This is a genomic window from Pseudomonas entomophila (genome assembly GCF_029478665.1).
Classification (GTDB): Bacteria; Pseudomonadota; Gammaproteobacteria; order Pseudomonadales; family Pseudomonadaceae; genus Aquipseudomonas; species Aquipseudomonas entomophila_F.
Genome location: NZ_JARPQB010000027.1, coordinates 104,211 through 121,630, shown reverse-complemented (window position 1 = coordinate 121,630; position 17,420 = coordinate 104,211). Strand labels below are relative to the sequence as shown.

General features: G+C 57.9%; 19 protein-coding genes and 1 pseudogene. 18 read left to right on the top strand and 2 right to left on the bottom strand.

Features of this window, described 5'->3' with window-relative positions; genetic code table 11:
* The 18 genes and pseudogenes from P5705_RS15750 to P5705_RS15670 all read left to right on the top strand — a co-directional run.
* Nucleotides 1-242, top strand: a 242-nt coding sequence (locus P5705_RS15750; RefSeq protein ID WP_277461770.1) for a hypothetical protein, incomplete at its 5' end; no start/stop codon positions are given.
* On the top strand, nt 239-4,999 hold the full coding sequence (locus P5705_RS15745; RefSeq protein WP_277461769.1) for an RHS repeat-associated core domain-containing protein: 4,761 nt from the start codon (nt 239-241) through the stop codon (nt 4,997-4,999). The genes P5705_RS15750 and P5705_RS15745, both read left to right, overlap by 4 nt.
* A gap of 13 nt (nt 5,000-5,012) precedes the next feature.
* Nucleotides 5,013-5,609 carry a hypothetical protein gene (locus P5705_RS15740; RefSeq protein WP_277461768.1) on the top strand — a complete coding sequence of 199 codons (597 nt, stop codon included), beginning with the start codon at nt 5,013-5,015 and terminating at the stop codon, nt 5,607-5,609.
* Nucleotides 5,610-5,796: 187 nt separating this feature from the next.
* Nucleotides 5,797-6,408: an Imm43 family immunity protein gene (locus tag P5705_RS15735; protein ID WP_277461766.1), complete on the top strand. Its 612-nt coding sequence runs from the start codon at nt 5,797-5,799 to the stop codon at nt 6,406-6,408.
* Nucleotides 6,409-6,743: 335 nt separating this feature from the next.
* A pseudogene (locus P5705_RS26420) lies at nt 6,744-6,929 on the top strand (hypothetical protein); the annotation flags it as partial.
* Nucleotides 6,930-6,931: 2 nt separating this feature from the next.
* A complete protein-coding gene (locus tag P5705_RS15730) occupies nt 6,932-7,315 on the top strand; it encodes an Imm10 family immunity protein (RefSeq protein WP_277461765.1) in 384 nt (127 codons plus the stop codon).
* A 152-nt stretch (nt 7,316-7,467) separates the two neighbouring features.
* A complete protein-coding gene (locus tag P5705_RS15725) occupies nt 7,468-8,049 on the top strand; it encodes a hypothetical protein (protein WP_277461764.1) in 582 nt (193 codons plus the stop codon).
* Nucleotides 8,050-8,170: 121 nt separating this feature from the next.
* Complete coding sequence (locus P5705_RS15720) at nt 8,171-8,599, top strand: NTF2 fold immunity protein (RefSeq protein ID WP_277461763.1); 429 nt, start codon at nt 8,171-8,173, stop codon at nt 8,597-8,599.
* 453 nt (nt 8,600-9,052) lie between these two features.
* Entirely contained in the window at nt 9,053-9,316 is a 264-nt protein-coding gene (locus P5705_RS15715) for a hypothetical protein (RefSeq protein WP_277461761.1), read from the top strand.
* Nucleotides 9,317-9,415: 99 nt separating this feature from the next.
* On the top strand, nt 9,416-9,640 hold the full coding sequence (locus P5705_RS15710; RefSeq protein ID WP_277461760.1) for a hypothetical protein: 225 nt from the start codon (nt 9,416-9,418) through the stop codon (nt 9,638-9,640).
* A 35-nt stretch (nt 9,641-9,675) separates the two neighbouring features.
* The gene (locus P5705_RS15705) at nt 9,676-10,449 is read left to right on the top strand and encodes a hypothetical protein (protein WP_277461759.1); all 774 of its coding nucleotides are present in this window, start codon (nt 9,676-9,678) and stop codon (nt 10,447-10,449) included.
* Nucleotides 10,450-10,454: 5 nt separating this feature from the next.
* Nucleotides 10,455-10,976 carry a DUF4265 domain-containing protein gene (locus P5705_RS15700; RefSeq protein ID WP_277461758.1) on the top strand — a complete coding sequence of 174 codons (522 nt, stop codon included), beginning with the start codon at nt 10,455-10,457 and terminating at the stop codon, nt 10,974-10,976.
* Nucleotides 10,973-11,365, top strand: coding sequence for a DUF2750 domain-containing protein (locus P5705_RS15695; RefSeq protein ID WP_277461756.1), 393 nt, complete (start codon nt 10,973-10,975; stop codon nt 11,363-11,365). The genes P5705_RS15700 and P5705_RS15695 overlap by 4 nt, the downstream gene beginning before the upstream one ends.
* Before the next feature lie 74 nt (nt 11,366-11,439).
* Nucleotides 11,440-11,805, top strand: coding sequence for a hypothetical protein (locus P5705_RS15690; protein WP_277461755.1), 366 nt, complete (start codon nt 11,440-11,442; stop codon nt 11,803-11,805).
* 5 nt (nt 11,806-11,810) lie between these two features.
* On the top strand, nt 11,811-12,242 hold the full coding sequence (locus P5705_RS15685; RefSeq protein WP_277461754.1) for a DUF4265 domain-containing protein: 432 nt from the start codon (nt 11,811-11,813) through the stop codon (nt 12,240-12,242).
* Between the two features lie 32 nt (nt 12,243-12,274).
* Nucleotides 12,275-12,727: a hypothetical protein gene (locus P5705_RS15680; RefSeq protein WP_277461753.1), complete on the top strand. Its 453-nt coding sequence runs from the start codon at nt 12,275-12,277 to the stop codon at nt 12,725-12,727.
* A gap of 72 nt (nt 12,728-12,799) precedes the next feature.
* Entirely contained in the window at nt 12,800-13,453 is a 654-nt protein-coding gene (locus tag P5705_RS15675) for a DUF2625 family protein (RefSeq protein WP_277461752.1), read from the top strand.
* Between the two features lie 112 nt (nt 13,454-13,565).
* On the top strand, nt 13,566-13,829 hold the full coding sequence (locus P5705_RS15670; protein ID WP_011531938.1) for a PAAR domain-containing protein: 264 nt from the start codon (nt 13,566-13,568) through the stop codon (nt 13,827-13,829).
* Between the two features lie 59 nt (nt 13,830-13,888).
* On the opposite strand, the gene P5705_RS15665 is transcribed toward P5705_RS15670, so the two are convergent.
* Both P5705_RS15665 and P5705_RS15660 read right to left on the bottom strand, forming a co-directional pair.
* Complete coding sequence (locus tag P5705_RS15665; RefSeq protein ID WP_277461751.1) at nt 13,889-15,295, bottom strand: TolC family outer membrane protein; 1,407 nt, start codon at nt 15,293-15,295, stop codon at nt 13,889-13,891.
* Nucleotides 15,295-17,382 carry a peptidase domain-containing ABC transporter gene (locus P5705_RS15660; protein WP_277461749.1) on the bottom strand — a complete coding sequence of 696 codons (2,088 nt, stop codon included), beginning with the start codon at nt 17,380-17,382 and terminating at the stop codon, nt 15,295-15,297. Before P5705_RS15660 ends, P5705_RS15665 begins: the two co-directional genes overlap by 1 nt.
* Between the last annotated feature and the right edge of the window lie 38 nt (nt 17,383-17,420).

Sequence of the window (17,420 nt, the reverse complement as noted above, 5' to 3'; positions counted from 1 at the left end):
TGGCCGGCACCGGCATGCAACTGGCGAAAAGCGGCCAGGCCGCGCTGCAGAAGGCGCAACAGGTCAAGGCCGCCGTCGGTGGCGACACCGGCGCCATGGCCCAGCTGGCCAGCAACGTGGTGCCGGGTGCGGCGCCCACGCTCAAGGCCGCCAGCGCGCTCAAGCAACTGCCGAGCCTGCCCAAGCTCAGCGCCCCCGCCAACCCGGCCAAGGGCCTGCTGAGCCATGAGGTGCTGGCATGACCGACGCCAAGAAACGCGAAGCCCAGGTTGCCGTCGCCCCGCTCAACACCATCGATGCCAAGGACGTCGGCCGTGGCGCCGCCGCCTTCGACGCCTGGCTGCAGTCGGTCAGCGGCGGCTACGTCACCCTCGAACGGATCAAGACCGTGGCCGGCGCCTTGCCGGTGGTGGGCAACATCATGGCCCTGGTCGACGCCCTGGGCGACGTGGTGACCCTGGTCAAGAGCAAGAACCGCCAGTTGCTCGACTGGGTGAGCCTGGGCATCAACCTGATCGGCGTGCTGCCGGCGCCGCCGACCATGGCCGCGGCGCGCATGAGCCTACGCCCGACCTTGTTCCTGGTGCGCCAGGAGCTGCGCAACAGCGCCAAGATGCTGTTGGGGGATTCGCTGATCCAAGTGTTGATCGGCCATCTCAATGCGACCATCGCCGGGACCATCGACGACTTCGTCAAACAGGCCCAGCCGAAGATCGCCGGCATCCTCGCCGACGCTGGCGCGTTGGGTACCAAGATGACCAACGAGATCGCCACCGGGCTGGAGAAGGTTGCCCTGAGCCAGCTAGACGCCAAGGGCGACATGTCGAAGGCGGGCAAACAGGCGTCTGCCGCTGCCGACAAGCTGCTCAACGACCCCAAGGCGGCGTTTAGCAATTTCTTAGGTGCCGTGCATAGCGCTTACAAGGCTGCTGGTAAAGGGCTGGCCAACAGCGCCACCAGCAAGCTGCTGCCGGATCAGATCAAGACCAAAGTCTTGGCCAACACCGGCCAGTTGCGCGCCCTGGGACCGGAGATGGCCCGGCAGTTGAACAAGCTGGCGGACCCCGGCACGCAGATGAGCATCGGTTGGATGCTGACGGTGTTGGGCGGGGCGGTGAAGGGCTTCCGCAAGCGCAACAAGAATGGCCAGCCGGGGGTGAGCAAACCGGGAACCACCACGCAAGTGGAGCGGGAGAAGGGCAAGGGCGAGTTGGCTGTCAGTGGTTCGCAGGCCAAGGCGCAAGGAACAGCCAGCCCCAAGCGTAAGCCTTGCCCTCCCGAACCCAAAACACGCACAGGCCATAGCATCAGTTTCTCGCTGGGCTCCGAATTCATCCTGCATACCGATTTCAGTTTGCCCGGACCGTTCCCCATCGAATGGGAACGGACCTATCACTCGCGCCTGGCCGAATACGATCAAGGCACCCTCGGCGCACGCTGGGTCACCGAGTTCACCACCCGTATCGACGTGGTGGGCAAGGGCCTGGTGTTCCATGACCACGATGGTCGTAGCCACGCGTTCGAACTGCCGAAAGTAGAGCAGTCGCTGTTCAATGCCATCGAGGACCTGCTGCTGGTTCGCAGCCGCGAAAACGAACTGGTGATCTGCCGAGGCTTCGAGCGCAAGGAATACTACCTGCGGGTCGAGGAACGCTATTACCTGCAGAAGATCACGCTCGCCAGTGGCGCCGGCTGCATGCTGCATTACGAGCACCGCCACAATGGCCGGCCGGTGCTCTCGGACGTCATCACCTATCAGGATGACCCGAGCCAGATCCACCGCCACCTTGGCACCTTGATCGATGACCACGGCCATGTCACCGGCCTGTGGGAAATGCGTGACGGTCAACCACTGCGCCAGCTGTGCGCCTACCACTACGATGATCAGGGCGACCTGGTCGCCGCCCAGGATGAGCATGGCGCGGCCTGGCATTACCTGTACCAGAACCACCTGGTGACTCGTTATACCGACCGTACCGGCAGGGGCATGAACCTGCAGTGGGACGGCAGCGCCTTCGACGCCAAGGCCATTCGCGAATGGGCCGATGACGGCAGTTACGACACGCGCCTGGAGTGGGACGAGAACATTCGTCTCACCTACGTCACCGACGCCCACGGCCAGGAGACCTGGTACTACTACGACATCCAGGGCCTCCTCTACCGGGTTCGCCACCCCGACGAACGTTCGGAATGGTTGTTCCGCGATGAGCGCAAGAAGCTGCTGCGTCACGTCCACCCGGATGGCAGCGAAGACCGCTATGACTACGACGAGCAAGGCAGTGTCATCCGCCATATCCGTGCGGACCATACCCAGACGCACTTTGTCTATGACGACCGCCGTCACCTGATCAAGATCCGCGACGCCGAAGGCGGCCTGTGGCTGCGGGACTACGACCAGAAGGGCAACCTGGTCGAGACCACCGACCCGCTGGGCAATAAGACCGAGTTCGCCTACACCTCATCGGGACTGGTCAAGGCGATCAAGGACGCCAACGGCAACGAGAAGAAACTGGCGTACAACGCGGCGGATCAATTGGTCGAGTACACCGACTGTTCGGGCAAGACTAGTCAATGGGAATACGACGACTTCGGCTATCTGACCCAGTTCATCGATGCGGCGGGCAGCAAGACGGTTTATGAATACAAGACTGGCCAGCTCGCAAAAGTCATTCACCCGGACAATACCGAAGAGCGCTTCGAGCGCGATGCCGAAGGCCGTCTGCTCGCGCATGCCGACGCGCTGGACCGTTGCACCACCTGGACCTACAACGCCGTGGGCCTGCTCGCTGAACGCGTCGATGCGGCCGAACACACCTTGCGTTACCGCTGGGACAAGCTCGGTCGCCTGATTGGCCTGGAGAACGAGAACGAGAGTAAGGCCAATTTCCTCTACGATCCAATCGGGCGCTTGCTGCAAGAGCAAGGTTTCGATGGGTTGGTAACCCGTTATCAGTACGATCCTGATACGGGCCGGCTGGCGAGCACCCAAGTCGGCCAGCGCCGTATCGATATCACCTTCGATCCGATGGGCCGGCTCGTTTCTCGCGTGGCCAGCCTGGGTGACCAGCGCCAGGAAGAAACCTTCGCTTACAACGGCAACGGCAACCTGATCCAGGCGATCAACGCGGCCAGCAAGCTGCAATGGTTCCATGACGAGGCGGGCAACCTGACCCGCGAGCACCAGTACTATCTCGGTACCGAGGTGCCGATGGTCGCGGTGTGGCAGCACGAATACGACGCACTGAACCTGCGCACGGCGACGACTCGCCCGGATGGGCACAAGGTCCGTTGGCTGACATATGGCAGTGGGCATCTGCTCGGTATGACCCTCGATCAGCATGAGCTGTTGGGTTATGAGCGCGATGATCTTCACCGTGAAGTGGTGCGTCATCAGGGAAACCAGCTGATGCAGGTTCAGAGCTGGGACCCGGCAGGGCGTCTGCAGGAACAGTTGCTGGGCAGTCATGATGGTAAGGCCACCTTGCTCAAGCGCCAGTATCAGTACGATGCCGTTGGCCAACTGATCGATATCCACGATACCCGTCGCGGGCACCTGGCTTATCAGTACGACCCGGTCAGCCGCTTGCTGCAAGCCACCAGCCGTCTCGGAGTCGAGACCTTTGCCTTTGACCCGGCCGGTAACCTGCTGGACGACAAGAGCCAGGAGCTCAACCGCCCGCTGGAAAGCGATCCGCGCCGCAACAAGTTGATGGACAACCTGCTGCGTGAATACGCCGGGACTCATTACCAGTATGACGAACGCGGCAACCTGATCCATCGTCTGCACAACGGTGAACAGGCGCGCCTCAGCTGGGACCTGTTCGACCGCTTGGCGCACTTCGACGATGGCAAGCTCAGCGTGGTGTACAGCTATGACGCCTTGGGTCGTCGTTTGCACAAACATTCCACCGCGCAACATCAGGATGATCCGCGTGCCGGCAGTGGCTGGAACCAGATGCAGCGGGCCAAGCGCCAGCGCGAATTGGGCTGCGGTTACACCTTGTACGGCTGGGACGGTGACGCCCTCGCTTGGGAAAGTTCGCCGCCGCAGGACGAGGGCGAGACCGGGCGCACCGTGCATTACCTGTACGAGCCGGGCAGTTTCGTGCCGGTTGCCCAGGCGCTGCGCAAGAGCCCTATCCGCTTGCTACGCCAACCGGACTGGAATGACCGGGAGTACGATTTCGATCAGGATCCGTTGTGGCAGCATGAGGTCAAACCACAGGCAATCGACGCCATTGCCTGGTACCAGTGCGATCACCTCGGCACGCCGATGGAACTCACCGACCACAATGGTGAACTGGCGTGGACGGCGCAGTACAAGGCATGGGGTGAGATCAAGGAGGCCCGCTCGGAGTGGGCGAAGCAGGTCGGCCTGACCAACCCGATTCGCTTCCAAGGCCAGTACCACGACCACGAGACCGGGCTGCATTACAATCGCTATCGGTACTATGATCCGAAAACCGCGAAATTCATAACCCAAGATCCAATTGGATTGCTTGGGGGGAATAACCTTTACAGTTACACCATGAACTCAACTGGCTGGGTTGATCCATTTGGATTAGCACCAGAAGGGTTGGTAAGGTATAAGCCTAGGGAAACGCTGACTCCTCGACCTGGAAGCAGAAGCACCGCAATCAATAGGGCTTGGGGAGAGGAACGCACACTTGTCGCGAGTGGCGGGGGGTCTAGGGATTGGACAGCAGCCGAAAGAGAAACAATTATGAGTGTGCGCAACAATGCCAAGCTTTCTTCAACGATGTCGGAGGCCGGCTATACGGGGCACCATATTAACAGCGTCGAGGGCAATGGAAAGCTGGGGGCGGACTGGAAAGGGGACCCTAGAAATATAGTATTCCTGCAAAACGCTAATCACCCGAGTGGTGTAGACGAACACCTGAATTCACCACAAGGACATCGTGGGAACTATTCGAATTCCGGTAGCGGGCGTTTGATTGATAGGGTCAGAAGTGCCAGCGGAAGCACGTGCGAACTTTAATTTGGAGGCTGATGTGGCAGAGTTAGTTGATGCGATCAAAGCGTTAAAGATTGTCCATGGTAAGTTTGGCTTGCCTGGCACGTTTACTGCGGGCGGAAGGGCTGTGAACTATTGGCCGGTTGGTATTCCTGCATCGGCTGAGCTAACAGAGTTTTACAATGAGTGTGAGCCTGAGAACGTTAAGTTTGAGACAGGGCTTACACCACTGAAATTGGTTGGGCTGGATCAGTTGAAGGGTGCGCAAGTTGGATATCGCTGGTCCAACACACCATCAGGGCAGGTCCTTCACCCTGGCTGGCCTCAAGAGTACGTGGTGGTAATGGATGATAGTGGAGGCGGGAAGCCTATAGTTGCCGTAACTGATAAGGCTGGAACGCCGGTCTATGCTAGCTATGACACTTTGTCTCCGTTTAAGGTCGCCGAGTCAATTGCGGATTTTTTGCTTGCCTTAGCAAAACTCACAGAAATTGTATATGGTGAGTATAATGTGTTCGATGTATTTGATGACGATGGTGTGGTGGATGGCTTCATGGAAAGACTAAAGGAAGATATTCTTCCGATTGTAGGGTTAGATAATTTCAGTAGATTTGTTGACTACTTTTACGGCTGACACGGTCTGTAGAAGTTGGTCGTGGTTAGGAGGCCGGGACCAAAAAGGGGACGGATTTATTTTTACTACTCTGAAGTAGGGAAAATAAATCCGTCCCCTTTTTCGCATTGCAGGTGACTAGGCGGGCAGAGCTATCGAAAACCGGATCGAAGCCTAGGAGGCTGAGTTGAGAGATATGGATTTCTATATGTTGTCGCAGAAAAAAGATATCGGGTGTCCAGTCGGGAAGCTGAATGCTGCGTTATATGATCGTTTTTATGATAATGCTAAAAGCATGGATCACGGTATTTTCCCATGGTACGCAAACGCAGCGCTTGGAAGACCCCATGAAAAACTGCCGGAAGGTCTTGTGTTGATTGCGAGCGTGAAGAAGATTGAATTTTCAGTGCGCATGCTTTATGACAGGTTGTATGCCGCTAGTGAAGAGTTTTTAGAGGTTTGTCGTGAGTTGGGGGTTCAGATGCTCGACTGCGTAAAGATTGACGTTGTTTCGAGTTTGAACAAAAGCATTGTTTCCTCTCAGTATTATGTTGTTGTGTTTGATGTTGCTGATTATGATGCGCTGGTGATGAGCTCTTCGGAGGTGTCGGAGGGTATGCGCGGGTGGATCAATGACTTTGATCAGTTGGATATTCGGGATAGTGCGCCTGATTTGTTTAGGCTTAATAGGCTTCATCCACGTATCGCCACTCTATTTTGTTCGGATGAGTTTAAGCGTAAGCTTGATGGTAAGGGGCTGAAAGGTATTGAATTGTTGCCGCTGTCTAAATTCTCCTCGCAGGATCTTGAGGCTATTTAAGATGGTGTTAAATTGGTTGGTGCGTTTGGTGTTGCATCAACCAATTCAGTTTGGGAACCATTGATGTCAGTTTGGTATCGGTTGCTGGTATTGTAAGCTGCTGTGTTTGGTGGTGGGTATGAGAGGTTTTTCGAATTATTAAAAAGGCGAAGTCAGGGTCTAACTAAGGTGCTGGATGTCTCGGTTGGTTTTCTGGAAGTGTTACAAGTAGTTGGCTTGTGTTTTTGAAGGGCGTTTTGATAAGCGATTTGTTATGATTTAGTTAGCCAAAAAAAGACCGGCGGCATCACCAACGTCACCAGCGTCGACTAAACCGTCCACGCCGCGCAGTTCGCCAACATTACCAAAAAGTACCGAAATGGGACGTAATGGTTATTGGTGGTCAGTACCCTCCCTGCCATTCTTGCAAAGGCCAAATGAATAGGGCGTCAACTGAAACTGGGGCGAAAATTCAATATACTTGGCCTGAAAATGGCGAAACCAAGACTTGGACCGCTGGGCAGAAGCGGAGACGGAGATAAGTATGAATAAGAGATTTGCGGCGACCTATTTTGATGCGTCCAGCGAGGATGAAGTTATAACAGTCGGATTTGCGGATAGTCATGATGAACCTTCGGAGTTCATTATTCTTCAACGAGCCGACGAGGTTGATGAGCAGGACGAAGATCTCGAACAAGATACTTACTATGTCGAGATGGGTGAGCCCGGTGTCGCTGGTTATGGTGGTATAGAGAAAGTCGAGGTTTTTTCAGAAAAAATTATTTTGAGTTTCTTGAAAACCTGTGATTGGGTAAAGCCGCTGAATGCCGTGCAGATAGATATTTCAAACTCTGTAGTAGGGAGGGATGATATTTATGCGGCATTAGATGGAATATTTATGGGGGAGGTGGCTCTCATTCGACGTTGAAACCAATCGGCATAAGAGTCAGCTGGTGCTGGTTTTTTGTCAAGCGCTTATTTAATCACTTCAAGCCTACCTGCTTCACGGTGTCGGTAGTCAAGGCGGGATGTGGATTATTTTTTGTCCGACTTTCCCGAGGTATAAAATTGAGGTGGTGAATGTTTGATGAGTTGATTTTTGAGGGTGGCGGTATTGATCCAAGCAACCCCTATCTTGGGGGCGGTGCATACCTGCCGGGGTCTATTTGTTGGCCGTTGGATCGTCAAGGAAACCCCAAGCTACATTTGGCTTGTTTTCCGCTATCCTTCATCGAAAAGCATAGCGATGCCAAGGTGGCCGGATCGAATCTGGTTTCGATATTTGTGCCTTACTCGAAGTCAAGTGATGATTATATTGATGAGGTCATGGAGGATGGTGGCGAAGTTTTGATTTATGCCCCAGGGGATCATGTTGTAAGTGGCGGGGGGGAGGAGATCTCGCCTGCTAAGCTGATTATGGTGGTCGAGAATGCCGGTGAAGACAGTGATGAAAACGGGGTTGCAAAAATTGGAGGGGTTCCGTGCTGGCTTCAAGATGAAGAGGATACTGAGGGGTTGAGCTTTGCTCTGCAAATCAATAGCTCTCGCTTGAATAAGGCGGCTCCTTCTCATAAGGGAATATTGGTGGGTGGCCTTGGAATTTTAATGATTGGGGAGCGTGAGGGGAGGGTAGAGGGACGATTTATAGTTCAAACAACTTGATTACTTTTCCGGCTGGTGGTTTTGGCTGGGACCAGATGCGGCGAGTCAAACGCCTGCGTGAGCTGTGCTGCGATTCCACCTTGTATCAAAAAAAGGGGACGGATGTCAGTGAGGAATTTACATGTCAACAGTAGACGCTTTGAAGGGATTCCTTGAGGCCATGCTGGCCAGGGAGGTATCACTGAACTCCAAAAAGCGAAGCTCGGATTACAAGGAAAACTCAGATTGTCGTGATCAGATCAACAAGGGGGCGAGAGAGGAACTGGCCGCGATCTTCGATACATTTCTTACTGAACGAGCGGTTGCTGATTTTGGTAAAGCAAAGATGGATACGCTTGGGACCGGTCGGCCGCCCGAGTATGAACAAGAAATTCTCGCGGATACATTGACCCCTGAGGGCAAGGGGGTAAGTGTTGAAACGCTTCGTAATAAAGGGTTGAAACAACGGTTCAAATATGTGTTTGTTGAATGTCCAGAAGGGCTCAGGTTGAATGAGCTATATATATTCCGCGGTGAACAAGAGGGGTGGGCGCGTAGATCTTCAGTCTAGGTGTACGGTCCCGGGATGAGAGGGCGCGGTTTGATAGTGAATCGCTCTGGTTTTTTCGAAAACAATGTGTCCCCCGAAGCTATTGGTCGCGCCGTTGGGATACCGAGGCGGCTCCACGCCGTTGTCAGTGCGGGTTGTGTGGATCTTGTATGGAAACGCCTGCACTACCTGACGGGGGATTGATTGTGATGCCGGCAGTAAGTGAACCCCAACAGATCAATGAACGAGGCGTTGGAGTAGAATGAGAGAACTTCAACGTAGATGGGCTTCAGGCCAGCTGATAGGTTTGGATATTGTCTATTGCGGGGCGGCCGCTGTGAGGTTTATAGATATTGACTCTGTCGAGAACGATAAGCTCACGGGTACTTTTGGCAGAGAATATAAATTTTTTTTTGGGGCGAGGCTACACTTGTCGAGTTGCTTGGCGGTGACGATGTCTGGTCGAGCGTGCAGGTGAACAACAAGTTGTCGCTGGAGAGCGGGCAGGTAATGCTGTGCGGTGAGGGCGAGATGGGCAATGAGGGCTTTATCGCCAGGACGAACAAAGACAATAATCTTGAATGGTTTTTGTTTTCGACGACATCCAATCCGTTTGTAGATATGAGGCGCCAAGGGGATTTGGTCTATGTTCAGTCCACGCATAATTTTTGCGTTGTCTTGAACGTATTGGATGATGAAGTCTTTATTGTCAATGAAGGGGTTTCCACGTCTGAGTAATTATCAATGTTCTCGTTGAAGTTGAAGGTGTAAAGGCTTGCATTTGCCGGCCTGGTGAGTAGCGTAGCGGTGAGCGCGGAGACAGTCTGGAGAGCATTCATGGAAGAAGAGTTGGCCAGTGCACTATCGAGCCAATTGGAGGATAGTTTCGAGCTCTGGCGTTTGAGATTGATACTTGTTGACTTCAAGGCGAGAGGCATGACGAAAGGTGAAATGCTTTCGTGTCTTGAAGCACTCAGGGTGACTTGCGATGAAGATTCAATTTTGGAGTTGATGGATATCGTTGAGGGGTACTGCAATTCTAATCTATTTATTTTTAAATAAAATAATGGAGTTTTTCGTTTTGCAAGGAGTGTCAGGTGAGAAGTGAGAACGAAGCGTTCGTTCTAAGACGGAAGGATGTAATCAACCTCTTGCAGGAGGCGGAGTTCATCGTGGTATCGCTCGAAAACCTGAGCCAGCACTACGAGGCCAGTGGCGAAAAAAGCTATGCCACCTGCAATGAGTACTGCACAGAGCTGACGGGCTTCATCGACGCAGAGAATGTAACCGCGCGTCTGGCCAGTATGCGATCGCTCATCAGCAGGTTGTTCGACGACACGCTCGGCGACGATGACATGAGCGACCTGGAGCGAGCGTTGGAGCCCGTGATCGTCTGGGAGCGTCCAGGGTTCTGCGAGACGGCGATGCCGTCTTCATTCGAGCGCTGGCAGAGCCGACAACTCGTTCTTGGATCTGCTGAAATGGCGCCGGCCAATCCGAAGCTCCAACGCAAGACCGGCCTGGTACTTGCGTATCATGAAGCGTTGGCTGTGCATGAAGTGCTCGAATTCTTGCTGATCTCCCTGAGAAACATCGGGTTGTACTACTACGTTCGGGATGAAGTGACCCCAGAAGACGAACTCGCCTATCGCGTGGAGACGGCGAAATTCGTCGAGACCAGCCAGATGGTGTGCCGGTTGAGTGAAATCAGGCGGATGCTGTGTGACCGGTTCGCGCTTGTGTTCGGTGGTGGTGAACTTGAGAAGGCCAGGCGCAAACTGTCGGCACAGCGGTTCTGGAGCGAGGCGGATATCGGCACCTGGGATGAGCGGATCAAGGCCAAGTTTGCATCGCAACCGTGTGAGGATTGACGGCCATGGCTCCACATTTTCCCAGCGAACTGCGCAAGCTGGTTTTCGAACTGGTACCTGATGAAGATGACTATCCGCCAGTCGCCAGTGAGGCCATCTGGGGTATTCGGCTGGGGCCGAGCGAGTACCGCCTGGATAACACGCCCTGGTATGTCTATGGCGCCAGCAAGGGTGACGTCGTCACGGTCGCGGCGCGCGACGGCGAACTTATCGCCGAGAGTGTTGTGCGCCAAGGTGGGCACTCGACCTTGCGTGTCTATGCCGAAGGCGATGCCAGAAAGGCCGAGATGGTGCGGGAGATTACGCGAAGAGGGGGTGTTTGCTCGGTCAGCTCGAAGTGCTCGTTGTTTGCCGTCGATATCCCGCCTGACGTGTCGTTCGCGGCAATCGATGACTATCTCAGTGGCGCTGTGGAAGAGGGCGAAGTCGAGTACGAGGATGCCTGCCTGCAACATCCGGGCATAGACCGGGAGCGTGTGTTGGAATGCGCGAGCCTTTCCACGTTGCTGGACATTCTCGCCAAATGAACCTGAATAGACCCATTGCCTTGCATCCCAAAAAACTTCAAAACCTCCAGACCATGAGCCGTGGCGACAGGTTCGCCTACTTCCTGCGTAAGGTTTCGGACTGTGAAGAAGTCTGGGGGCTGCATGACAACGGTTGGGCAACCTCGGGATTCGCCGATGGCGAGGCTGTTCCCTTCTGGCCGGAGGCGGCACTGGCGATGAGCTGTGCAACGGCAGAGTGGTCCGGTTACCAGGCGCGAAGCATCCCGCTGGGTGATTTCCTGGCGAAGTGGCTCCCCGGGATGCAGGCCGACCGACGCGTGTGCCAGGTCTTTCCAGTGCCACAGTGCCAAGGGTTGGTCATGACGGCCGGTGACCTGGCAAGGGCACTCTGGCAGGTGATGGATTGAGACACGACGATTGAAGCGTGGACAGTGCGTGACGACCCGTCACGAAGCCCGGATACGAACAAGGAGTTCCACTTTTGAGCAGCAGGGAACAAGCGGCTTACCCCTACTTGAAGCATTTTGTGCAGTTGCTCTCCAGGCGGGACGGTGCTGCGCTTGCCGATGAATTCGGGCTTGGCTTCGCGGTGGTCGAGGAGTTGCTCGAGTGCGTGCAAGGGTATTACGCCCCCTCTCAAGTCCTTTCCATTGCGCCCCTGGAAAACCACCGGCAGTGTCTACCGGGGTGTCGGCCTTTGATCGACTTCTTCGACATGGATGACGGTATGTTGGGCGCCGAATGCGTATTGCTGGTGAACGATGAGCCGGGGGAAGCAGTTCTGCATCTGGGCTTTTCGTTCCAAGGCGATCACTGCGAACTGCACTTCAAGTACATCGGGGCCTAGGGCTTATGCAGAAAATTCATTTCCCATTGGTCATCGTCGACGACTATCCGCCTGTCTCCAGCGAAGGGGTATGGGCACAGCCGTTGGATGACGGCACGTTCCGGGTCGACAACATTCCCTTCTACAGCCGGGACGCCTGCCTTGATGATCGGGTCAGTGTAATAAGGGGAATGGATGGCGAGTGGCTATTTCAACGAGTAGAACTGGACTCCGGCAACAGCACGCTACGCATCATCTTCTTCGATCAAGGGGTGCCGGCCATCGAGACGGTGCTGGAGGAGTTGGAGAACATGGGCTGTGGCTGGGAGGGGCTGAACCAACGGTTCTTCTCGATCAACGTGCCTGCGACGGTAAGCTTCGATGCTGTGGTCGAGCGGCTTGACCCGTTGGCCGAACGTGAATGGCTGGACTACGAGTACGGACTGATTCGGCAATGAACGGCTGACGGCAATGAGGAGGGAAAGAGCGGTTGGACCAGACGATCTTCGAGCAATGGAAAATGCAACTTGAGGTACTCGACCGTTACGAAAACCAGGCGGACTGCCAGATGTTTCTCGCAATGGTGGAGGCGGTAACGCACTGCCTGAGCGATGACGTCATCGATGTGCTGCTGGGGACCTTTGGCAATGCGCACGACCATGGTGTGCAGGAATCAGTGATGCGGGTGCTCGACCAGGCACCGCCCCAGCGATATGCAGCACGGCTTGCCGCCGGTTTCGAAGCGCTGATGAATGTTTCCAGCGAGCGCGAATGGCCGCTGATTCTGTTAGGGCGGCTTTTCAACAGCAATGGTGATAGCGGCGCGGCTGCACTGCTGGAACAGGTGGCAAAAGGTGATGTACTGCATGCCTTCCTGCGCAGCGATGGCTTTCTCGAGGAATATCCACAAGCCGAAGTGCTTCTGCTCAGATATGGCTTGTGAGGGGCATCGTCTAATGAATGACAGGTTTACAAGGATGCAGACGCTGAGGCTGCACAACGAAGGAGTGTTGAATTGACGGATACGCAAATGTCCCGCCTGGAGAAACTGTTGTCGATCTCAGGCGAGCCCCTGGCCTTGCCCGACACGCTCGATGCACGGAGCCGGGACTTGGCAGGCACGAGGGCCGATGAGTTGGAAAGCCTGCTGTTACGGCGCAATGGTTTCTACGCGTTTGAAAGCGCGTTGCATGTGTTTGCCACAGGAGCGACCGCGCCGGGTAGCGAATCCAGCCTGCAGCAGTGGAATACCCCGGAGCTGTGGCGCTTTGAATTCCCTGAGCTGGAAGAAGCGCCGGTGCTGTTCTTCGCCGAGGACGTGTTCGGCGTGCAGTTCTGCCTGCGCCAGGGCCAGGTGCACACGTTCGAGCCGGAGACCGGCAAGTTCGAATACCTGGCCGATGACCTGGAGGGCTGGGCCGCGGAAATCCTGGCCGATTACAAGTTCTTGACCGGATGGCCCCTGGCGAATGCCTGGCAAGCGCTGCACGGTCCCTTGGCCCAGGGCCAGCGGTTGCTGCCCATCACGGGGTTTGCCTTCGGTGGTGCATTCGCGGTGGAGAACCTGCGCGCGGGCGATGCCATCGAGGGTATGCGCTACCGGGGCTGCATCGCACAGCAGATGAAGGGTCTGGCCGCTGGTACCGTGGTGAAATTCACGGTCACCTGATGGCTCCTCGGGAAGCCAAACGGATTGATGGCCTATGGCCTGCGATCCGCTGCGCTATGTTAGGCTTTCGCCATCGGCAGCGACGCCTCCCTTCTGACACGGAGTTCACCCCATGAAAGACATCATCCGCCTTGGCGATTCCACCACCCACGGTGGCAAGGTGCTCGGCTCCTTCGGCAACACCAACGTCAACGGCAAGCCCATCGCTGGTGTCGGGCACATGGTCAGTTGCCCGCTGTGCAAGGGCGTGTTCCCGATTGTCGAGGGCAGCGCCACCTATAACGTCGACGGCACGCCGGTGGCCCTCGACGGGCACAAGACCGCTTGCGGCGCGGCGTTGATTGCCAGTGGGCCGAAGAGTGGTGTGGCCAGCTAGTAGATACGACGTTTTGCTTGTGGGTAACCGATTGCCTGTGTTCGCCGGCAAGCCGGCTCCTACGGGGTTGGTGCAGGACTCTGGGAGTGGCGTTTGGCCCGGCTGTGCCGGGCATCGCCAGCAAGGCTGGCTCCTACGGAATCGCGTTGCGGTGGAGCAGGGGAACCGAGCAGCCGGTTGACTTCGTGCAGGTCGCTTTCCATCAGGGCGCCCACGGCTGCCTTCAAGCGCAGCTGGGCCTGCAGGGTGTCGTAGCGCGCCCGGGACAGCTGTTGCACGATGTCGGTGAAACGCCCCTGAGCCTCCAGCACGTCGATGCTCACGCGCACCCCCACCCGGTACCCCAACTGGTTGGCTTCCAACGCCGACCTGGCCGAGAGTCTCGCCGCCTCCAGCGCCTGCACCTGGGCCCTGCCATCGAGCACGCCCAGCCAAGCCTCACGCACCTGCAACTGCGCGGTGCGCTTGGCTTCTTTGTACTGGGCCTCGCCTTGGGCGCTCAATGCCTGGGCCTGGCGCACCGCCGAGCTGGGGCGCCCACCCGCGTACAGCGGCAGGCTCAGGCGCAGGCTGACGCTTGTCAGGTCGCTGCGCGCGGCGCCGATGTTCGGCTGCTGCTGCACACCTTGGCTCGCCACCAGGTCGAGCGTGGGCAGGTGCTCGGCCTTGCGGCTGCGCACTTCGTTCTGGGCGATGGCCAGGCGCAAGGCTTGCGTCTGCACCTCGTAGGCGTCCTGCTGCGCCGCGGCCAACCAGGCGCCGATATCGGCGGGATGCGGTGGCGCCAGGCTCACGCCCTCGCGCAGGCCTTGCAGGGGGCCAGGGGTTCGGCCGGTGATCCGCGCCAGTACGTGGCGGGCCAGTTCGACCTGGCTGCCGGCCTTGATCGAGGCGGCCAGGGCCGCGTCGGCGCTGGCCTGTGCCTCGTGCACGTCGGCAATGCTGACGTTGCCCAACTCGAAATGCTTGCGGGCGCTGGCCAGTTGCTGGGTATCGGCGGCATGCTGCTGGCGCAGGGCATCCACGCTTGCTTCCGCGCTCAGGATCGCGAAGTACGCTTCGGCCACGCGCAACAGCAGCGCCTGGCGCGCTTCGTGGTAACGGCTGATGGCCAGGGCGGTCTGTTGGCTGCCCTGCTGGTACTGGACCCAGTTCTTCCAGCGGAACAATGGTTGCACCAGCTGGAGGCTGTAGGTCTGGCTCTGCCGGCGATAAGTCATCGCCTCGTTGTCGAGCTGGTATTGGGTGCGGTTCCAGGCGTTCTGCGCCTGCAGGGACAGTTCGGGCAGCAGGCCGGCGCGGGCTTGCATCTCGGCCTCCAGGCCTGCCTGGTGCTCGGCCTGGGCCGCAGACCATTGCTGGTCGTTGAGCAGGGCGTCCTGGTAGATGCTGAGCAGGTCGTCGGCCTGGATGGCCAGCGGCAGGCACACCAGCACCAGGCCGAGCAGACGTGCGGCAAGGGGCATCAGGCGGGCTCCGGCAGGGCTGTGCGCCGCCAGTCCTCGATGATCGCCCCTTTCTCCAGGCGCACCACGCGGTTGGCCAGGGCGATGGTCTCCTGGCGATGGGCGATGCTGACGCGGGTCATGCGCATTTGCTGCATGGCTTTTGCCACGCATTGCTCACTGTGCAGGTCCAGGTGGCTGGTGGCTTCGTCCAGGGCCAGGATCTTCGGTTGCCTGTACAGCGCCCGCGCCAGCAGCAAGCGTTGCCGCTGGCCACCGGACAGGCCGCTGCCCATCTCCGCCACCAGGGTCTGGTAACCCATGGGCATCTGGCTGATCGTGTCGTGGATATAGGCATGCCGCGCCGCTGTTTCGATTCCACCCTGATCGGCGTGGGGATCGAAACAGGCGATGTTCTCGGCGAGGGAGCCGGCCAGCAGGTGGTCGTCCTGCATCACCGCGCCCACCAGGCTGCGCAACCCCTCGACCCCCAGTTGGCGCACCGGGATGTCGCCGATCCGTATCTCGCCTTCAGTGGGGTGCAACAGGCCGAGCATCAGCTTGAACAGCGTGGACTTGCCGCAGCCCGATGCGCCGACGATCGCCAGCGAGTCGCCGGCGGCAATGGTCAGGGACAGGTTGCGCAGGATCCAGGGCTCGCCCTCGGCATAGCGGAAGGAAACATCCCGGAACTCCAGGCAGGGTTCGATGCGCTGCACGTCGGTTTCCAGCTGCGCCCTCGCTTCGGCGGGTTCCAGGGCGATATCCGCCAGGCGCTCGGCATGCAGCGACAGCATCCTGATCTCGACCCCCAGGTCGATCAGCTTGCTGGCGCGCCCGGTGAACTGGCTCTTGTACGCCAGGAAGGCGAGCAACATGCCCAGCGACAACCCGCCCTCCAGCACCGCCAGGCCGCCGACATACAGCAGCAACATGCCTTCGATGCCGAAGATCAGGGTGTTGAGGCTGGCGAATGCCAGCAGCATCTTCTGGGTGGTGACGTCGCGGTTCTGCACATCGGCCAGCAGGTTTTGCCAGGTGGCCAGGCGCGCCGAGGTCATGTTGAACAGCTTCAGCGGCATGACCGTGCGGATGGTTTCGAGGAAGTACGAGTTCTCCCGGGCGGCCAGCACGATTCGCTCTTCCGAGGCATTGCGCAAGGGGTGGTAGAACGCCAGTCGCAGGGCTGCGTACAACAGCACCGCCACCCCCACGATGCCGGTCAGCGTGGTGCTGTACAGCAGCATCATCCCCAGGGTGATGAAGGTGACCAGGCCATCCAGCACCACGGTGACAGCGCCATTGGTGAAGACCGTGCGAATAGCCGCCAGCGACTGGAAGCGCGCGGTGATGTCCCCCAGCTGGCGCTTTTCGAAGAACGGCCAGGGCAGGCGCAACAGATGGCTGAAGAGGTTGCCCGACCATTGCAGGGCCAGTTGCTGGTTGAGGCGCAGGTTCATCCAGCCCCGGGCCATGCGCAGGGCGAAGTCGACCAGCAGCAACAGGCAGCCCCCCATCACGGCCAGCAGCAGCAAATGGCGGTCGGCGGAAACCAGGGCGCCGTCGACCACCCACTGCGTGACTTGGGGCGAGAGCAGGGCCACCACTTCCAGCGCCAGGGCCAGTACCAGGATGTTACCCAGCGCGCGTTTGAGCCCCTGCACCCGGCCGGTCAACGCCCTCAGCCGCAGGCGAGGCTTGTGCTGGGCGGGTACGAACTCGGCGTTGGGTGAAAGCTCAAGGGCCACCCCGGTGAAGTGCCGGGAGGCTTCTTCCAGTGTGATCACCAGGCGCCCACGGGCCGGGTCGAGAATCACCAGGCGGCCAGCCTTGAATGCCTCCAGCACCACGAAGTGGTTCAGGTTCCAGTGCAGGATGCAGGGGGTACGCAGCTGGCGGATTTCCTCCAGCTCAAGGCGCAATGGCCGGCAGGTAAAGGCCAGGTGCTGGGCATGGCGGATCAGCTGCGCCAGGCTGGTGCCCTTGCTTGAAACGGCAAAGCGCCGGCGCAGGGTCGCCAGGTCCAGGTGCAGGCCATGGGCGGCGGCGATCATCACCAGGCAGGCCAGGCCGCACTCCTGGCTTTCGGCCTGCAGGGTCACGCGCATGCTTCAGGCTCCGGCTTTATCAGGCAGCACATGGCCAA

Excerpts from the sequence above, each read along its gene's own strand:
- P5705_RS15720 (WP_277461763.1), top strand. The coding sequence starts at position 8,171 with ATGTCAACAGTAGACGCTTTGAAGGGATTCCTTGAGGCCATGCTGGCC.
- P5705_RS15670 (WP_011531938.1), top strand. The coding sequence starts at position 13,566 with ATGAAAGACATCATCCGCCTTGGCGATTCCACCACCCACGGTGGCAAG.
- P5705_RS15700 (WP_277461758.1), top strand. The coding sequence starts at position 10,455 with ATGGCTCCACATTTTCCCAGCGAACTGCGCAAGCTGGTTTTCGAACTG.
- P5705_RS15735 (WP_277461766.1), top strand. The coding sequence starts at position 5,797 with ATGTTGTCGCAGAAAAAAGATATCGGGTGTCCAGTCGGGAAGCTGAAT.
- P5705_RS15685 (WP_277461754.1), top strand. The coding sequence starts at position 11,811 with ATGCAGAAAATTCATTTCCCATTGGTCATCGTCGACGACTATCCGCCT.
- P5705_RS15660 (WP_277461749.1), bottom strand. The coding sequence starts at position 17,382 with ATGCGCGTGACCCTGCAGGCCGAAAGCCAGGAGTGCGGCCTGGCCTGC.
- P5705_RS15665 (WP_277461751.1), bottom strand. The coding sequence starts at position 15,295 with ATGCCCCTTGCCGCACGTCTGCTCGGCCTGGTGCTGGTGTGCCTGCCG.
- P5705_RS15710 (WP_277461760.1), top strand. The coding sequence starts at position 9,416 with ATGGAAGAAGAGTTGGCCAGTGCACTATCGAGCCAATTGGAGGATAGT.
- P5705_RS15730 (WP_277461765.1), top strand. The coding sequence starts at position 6,932 with ATGAATAAGAGATTTGCGGCGACCTATTTTGATGCGTCCAGCGAGGAT.
- P5705_RS15745 (WP_277461769.1), top strand. The coding sequence starts at position 239 with ATGACCGACGCCAAGAAACGCGAAGCCCAGGTTGCCGTCGCCCCGCTC.
- P5705_RS15725 (WP_277461764.1), top strand. The coding sequence starts at position 7,468 with ATGTTTGATGAGTTGATTTTTGAGGGTGGCGGTATTGATCCAAGCAAC.
- P5705_RS15695 (WP_277461756.1), top strand. The coding sequence starts at position 10,973 with ATGAACCTGAATAGACCCATTGCCTTGCATCCCAAAAAACTTCAAAAC.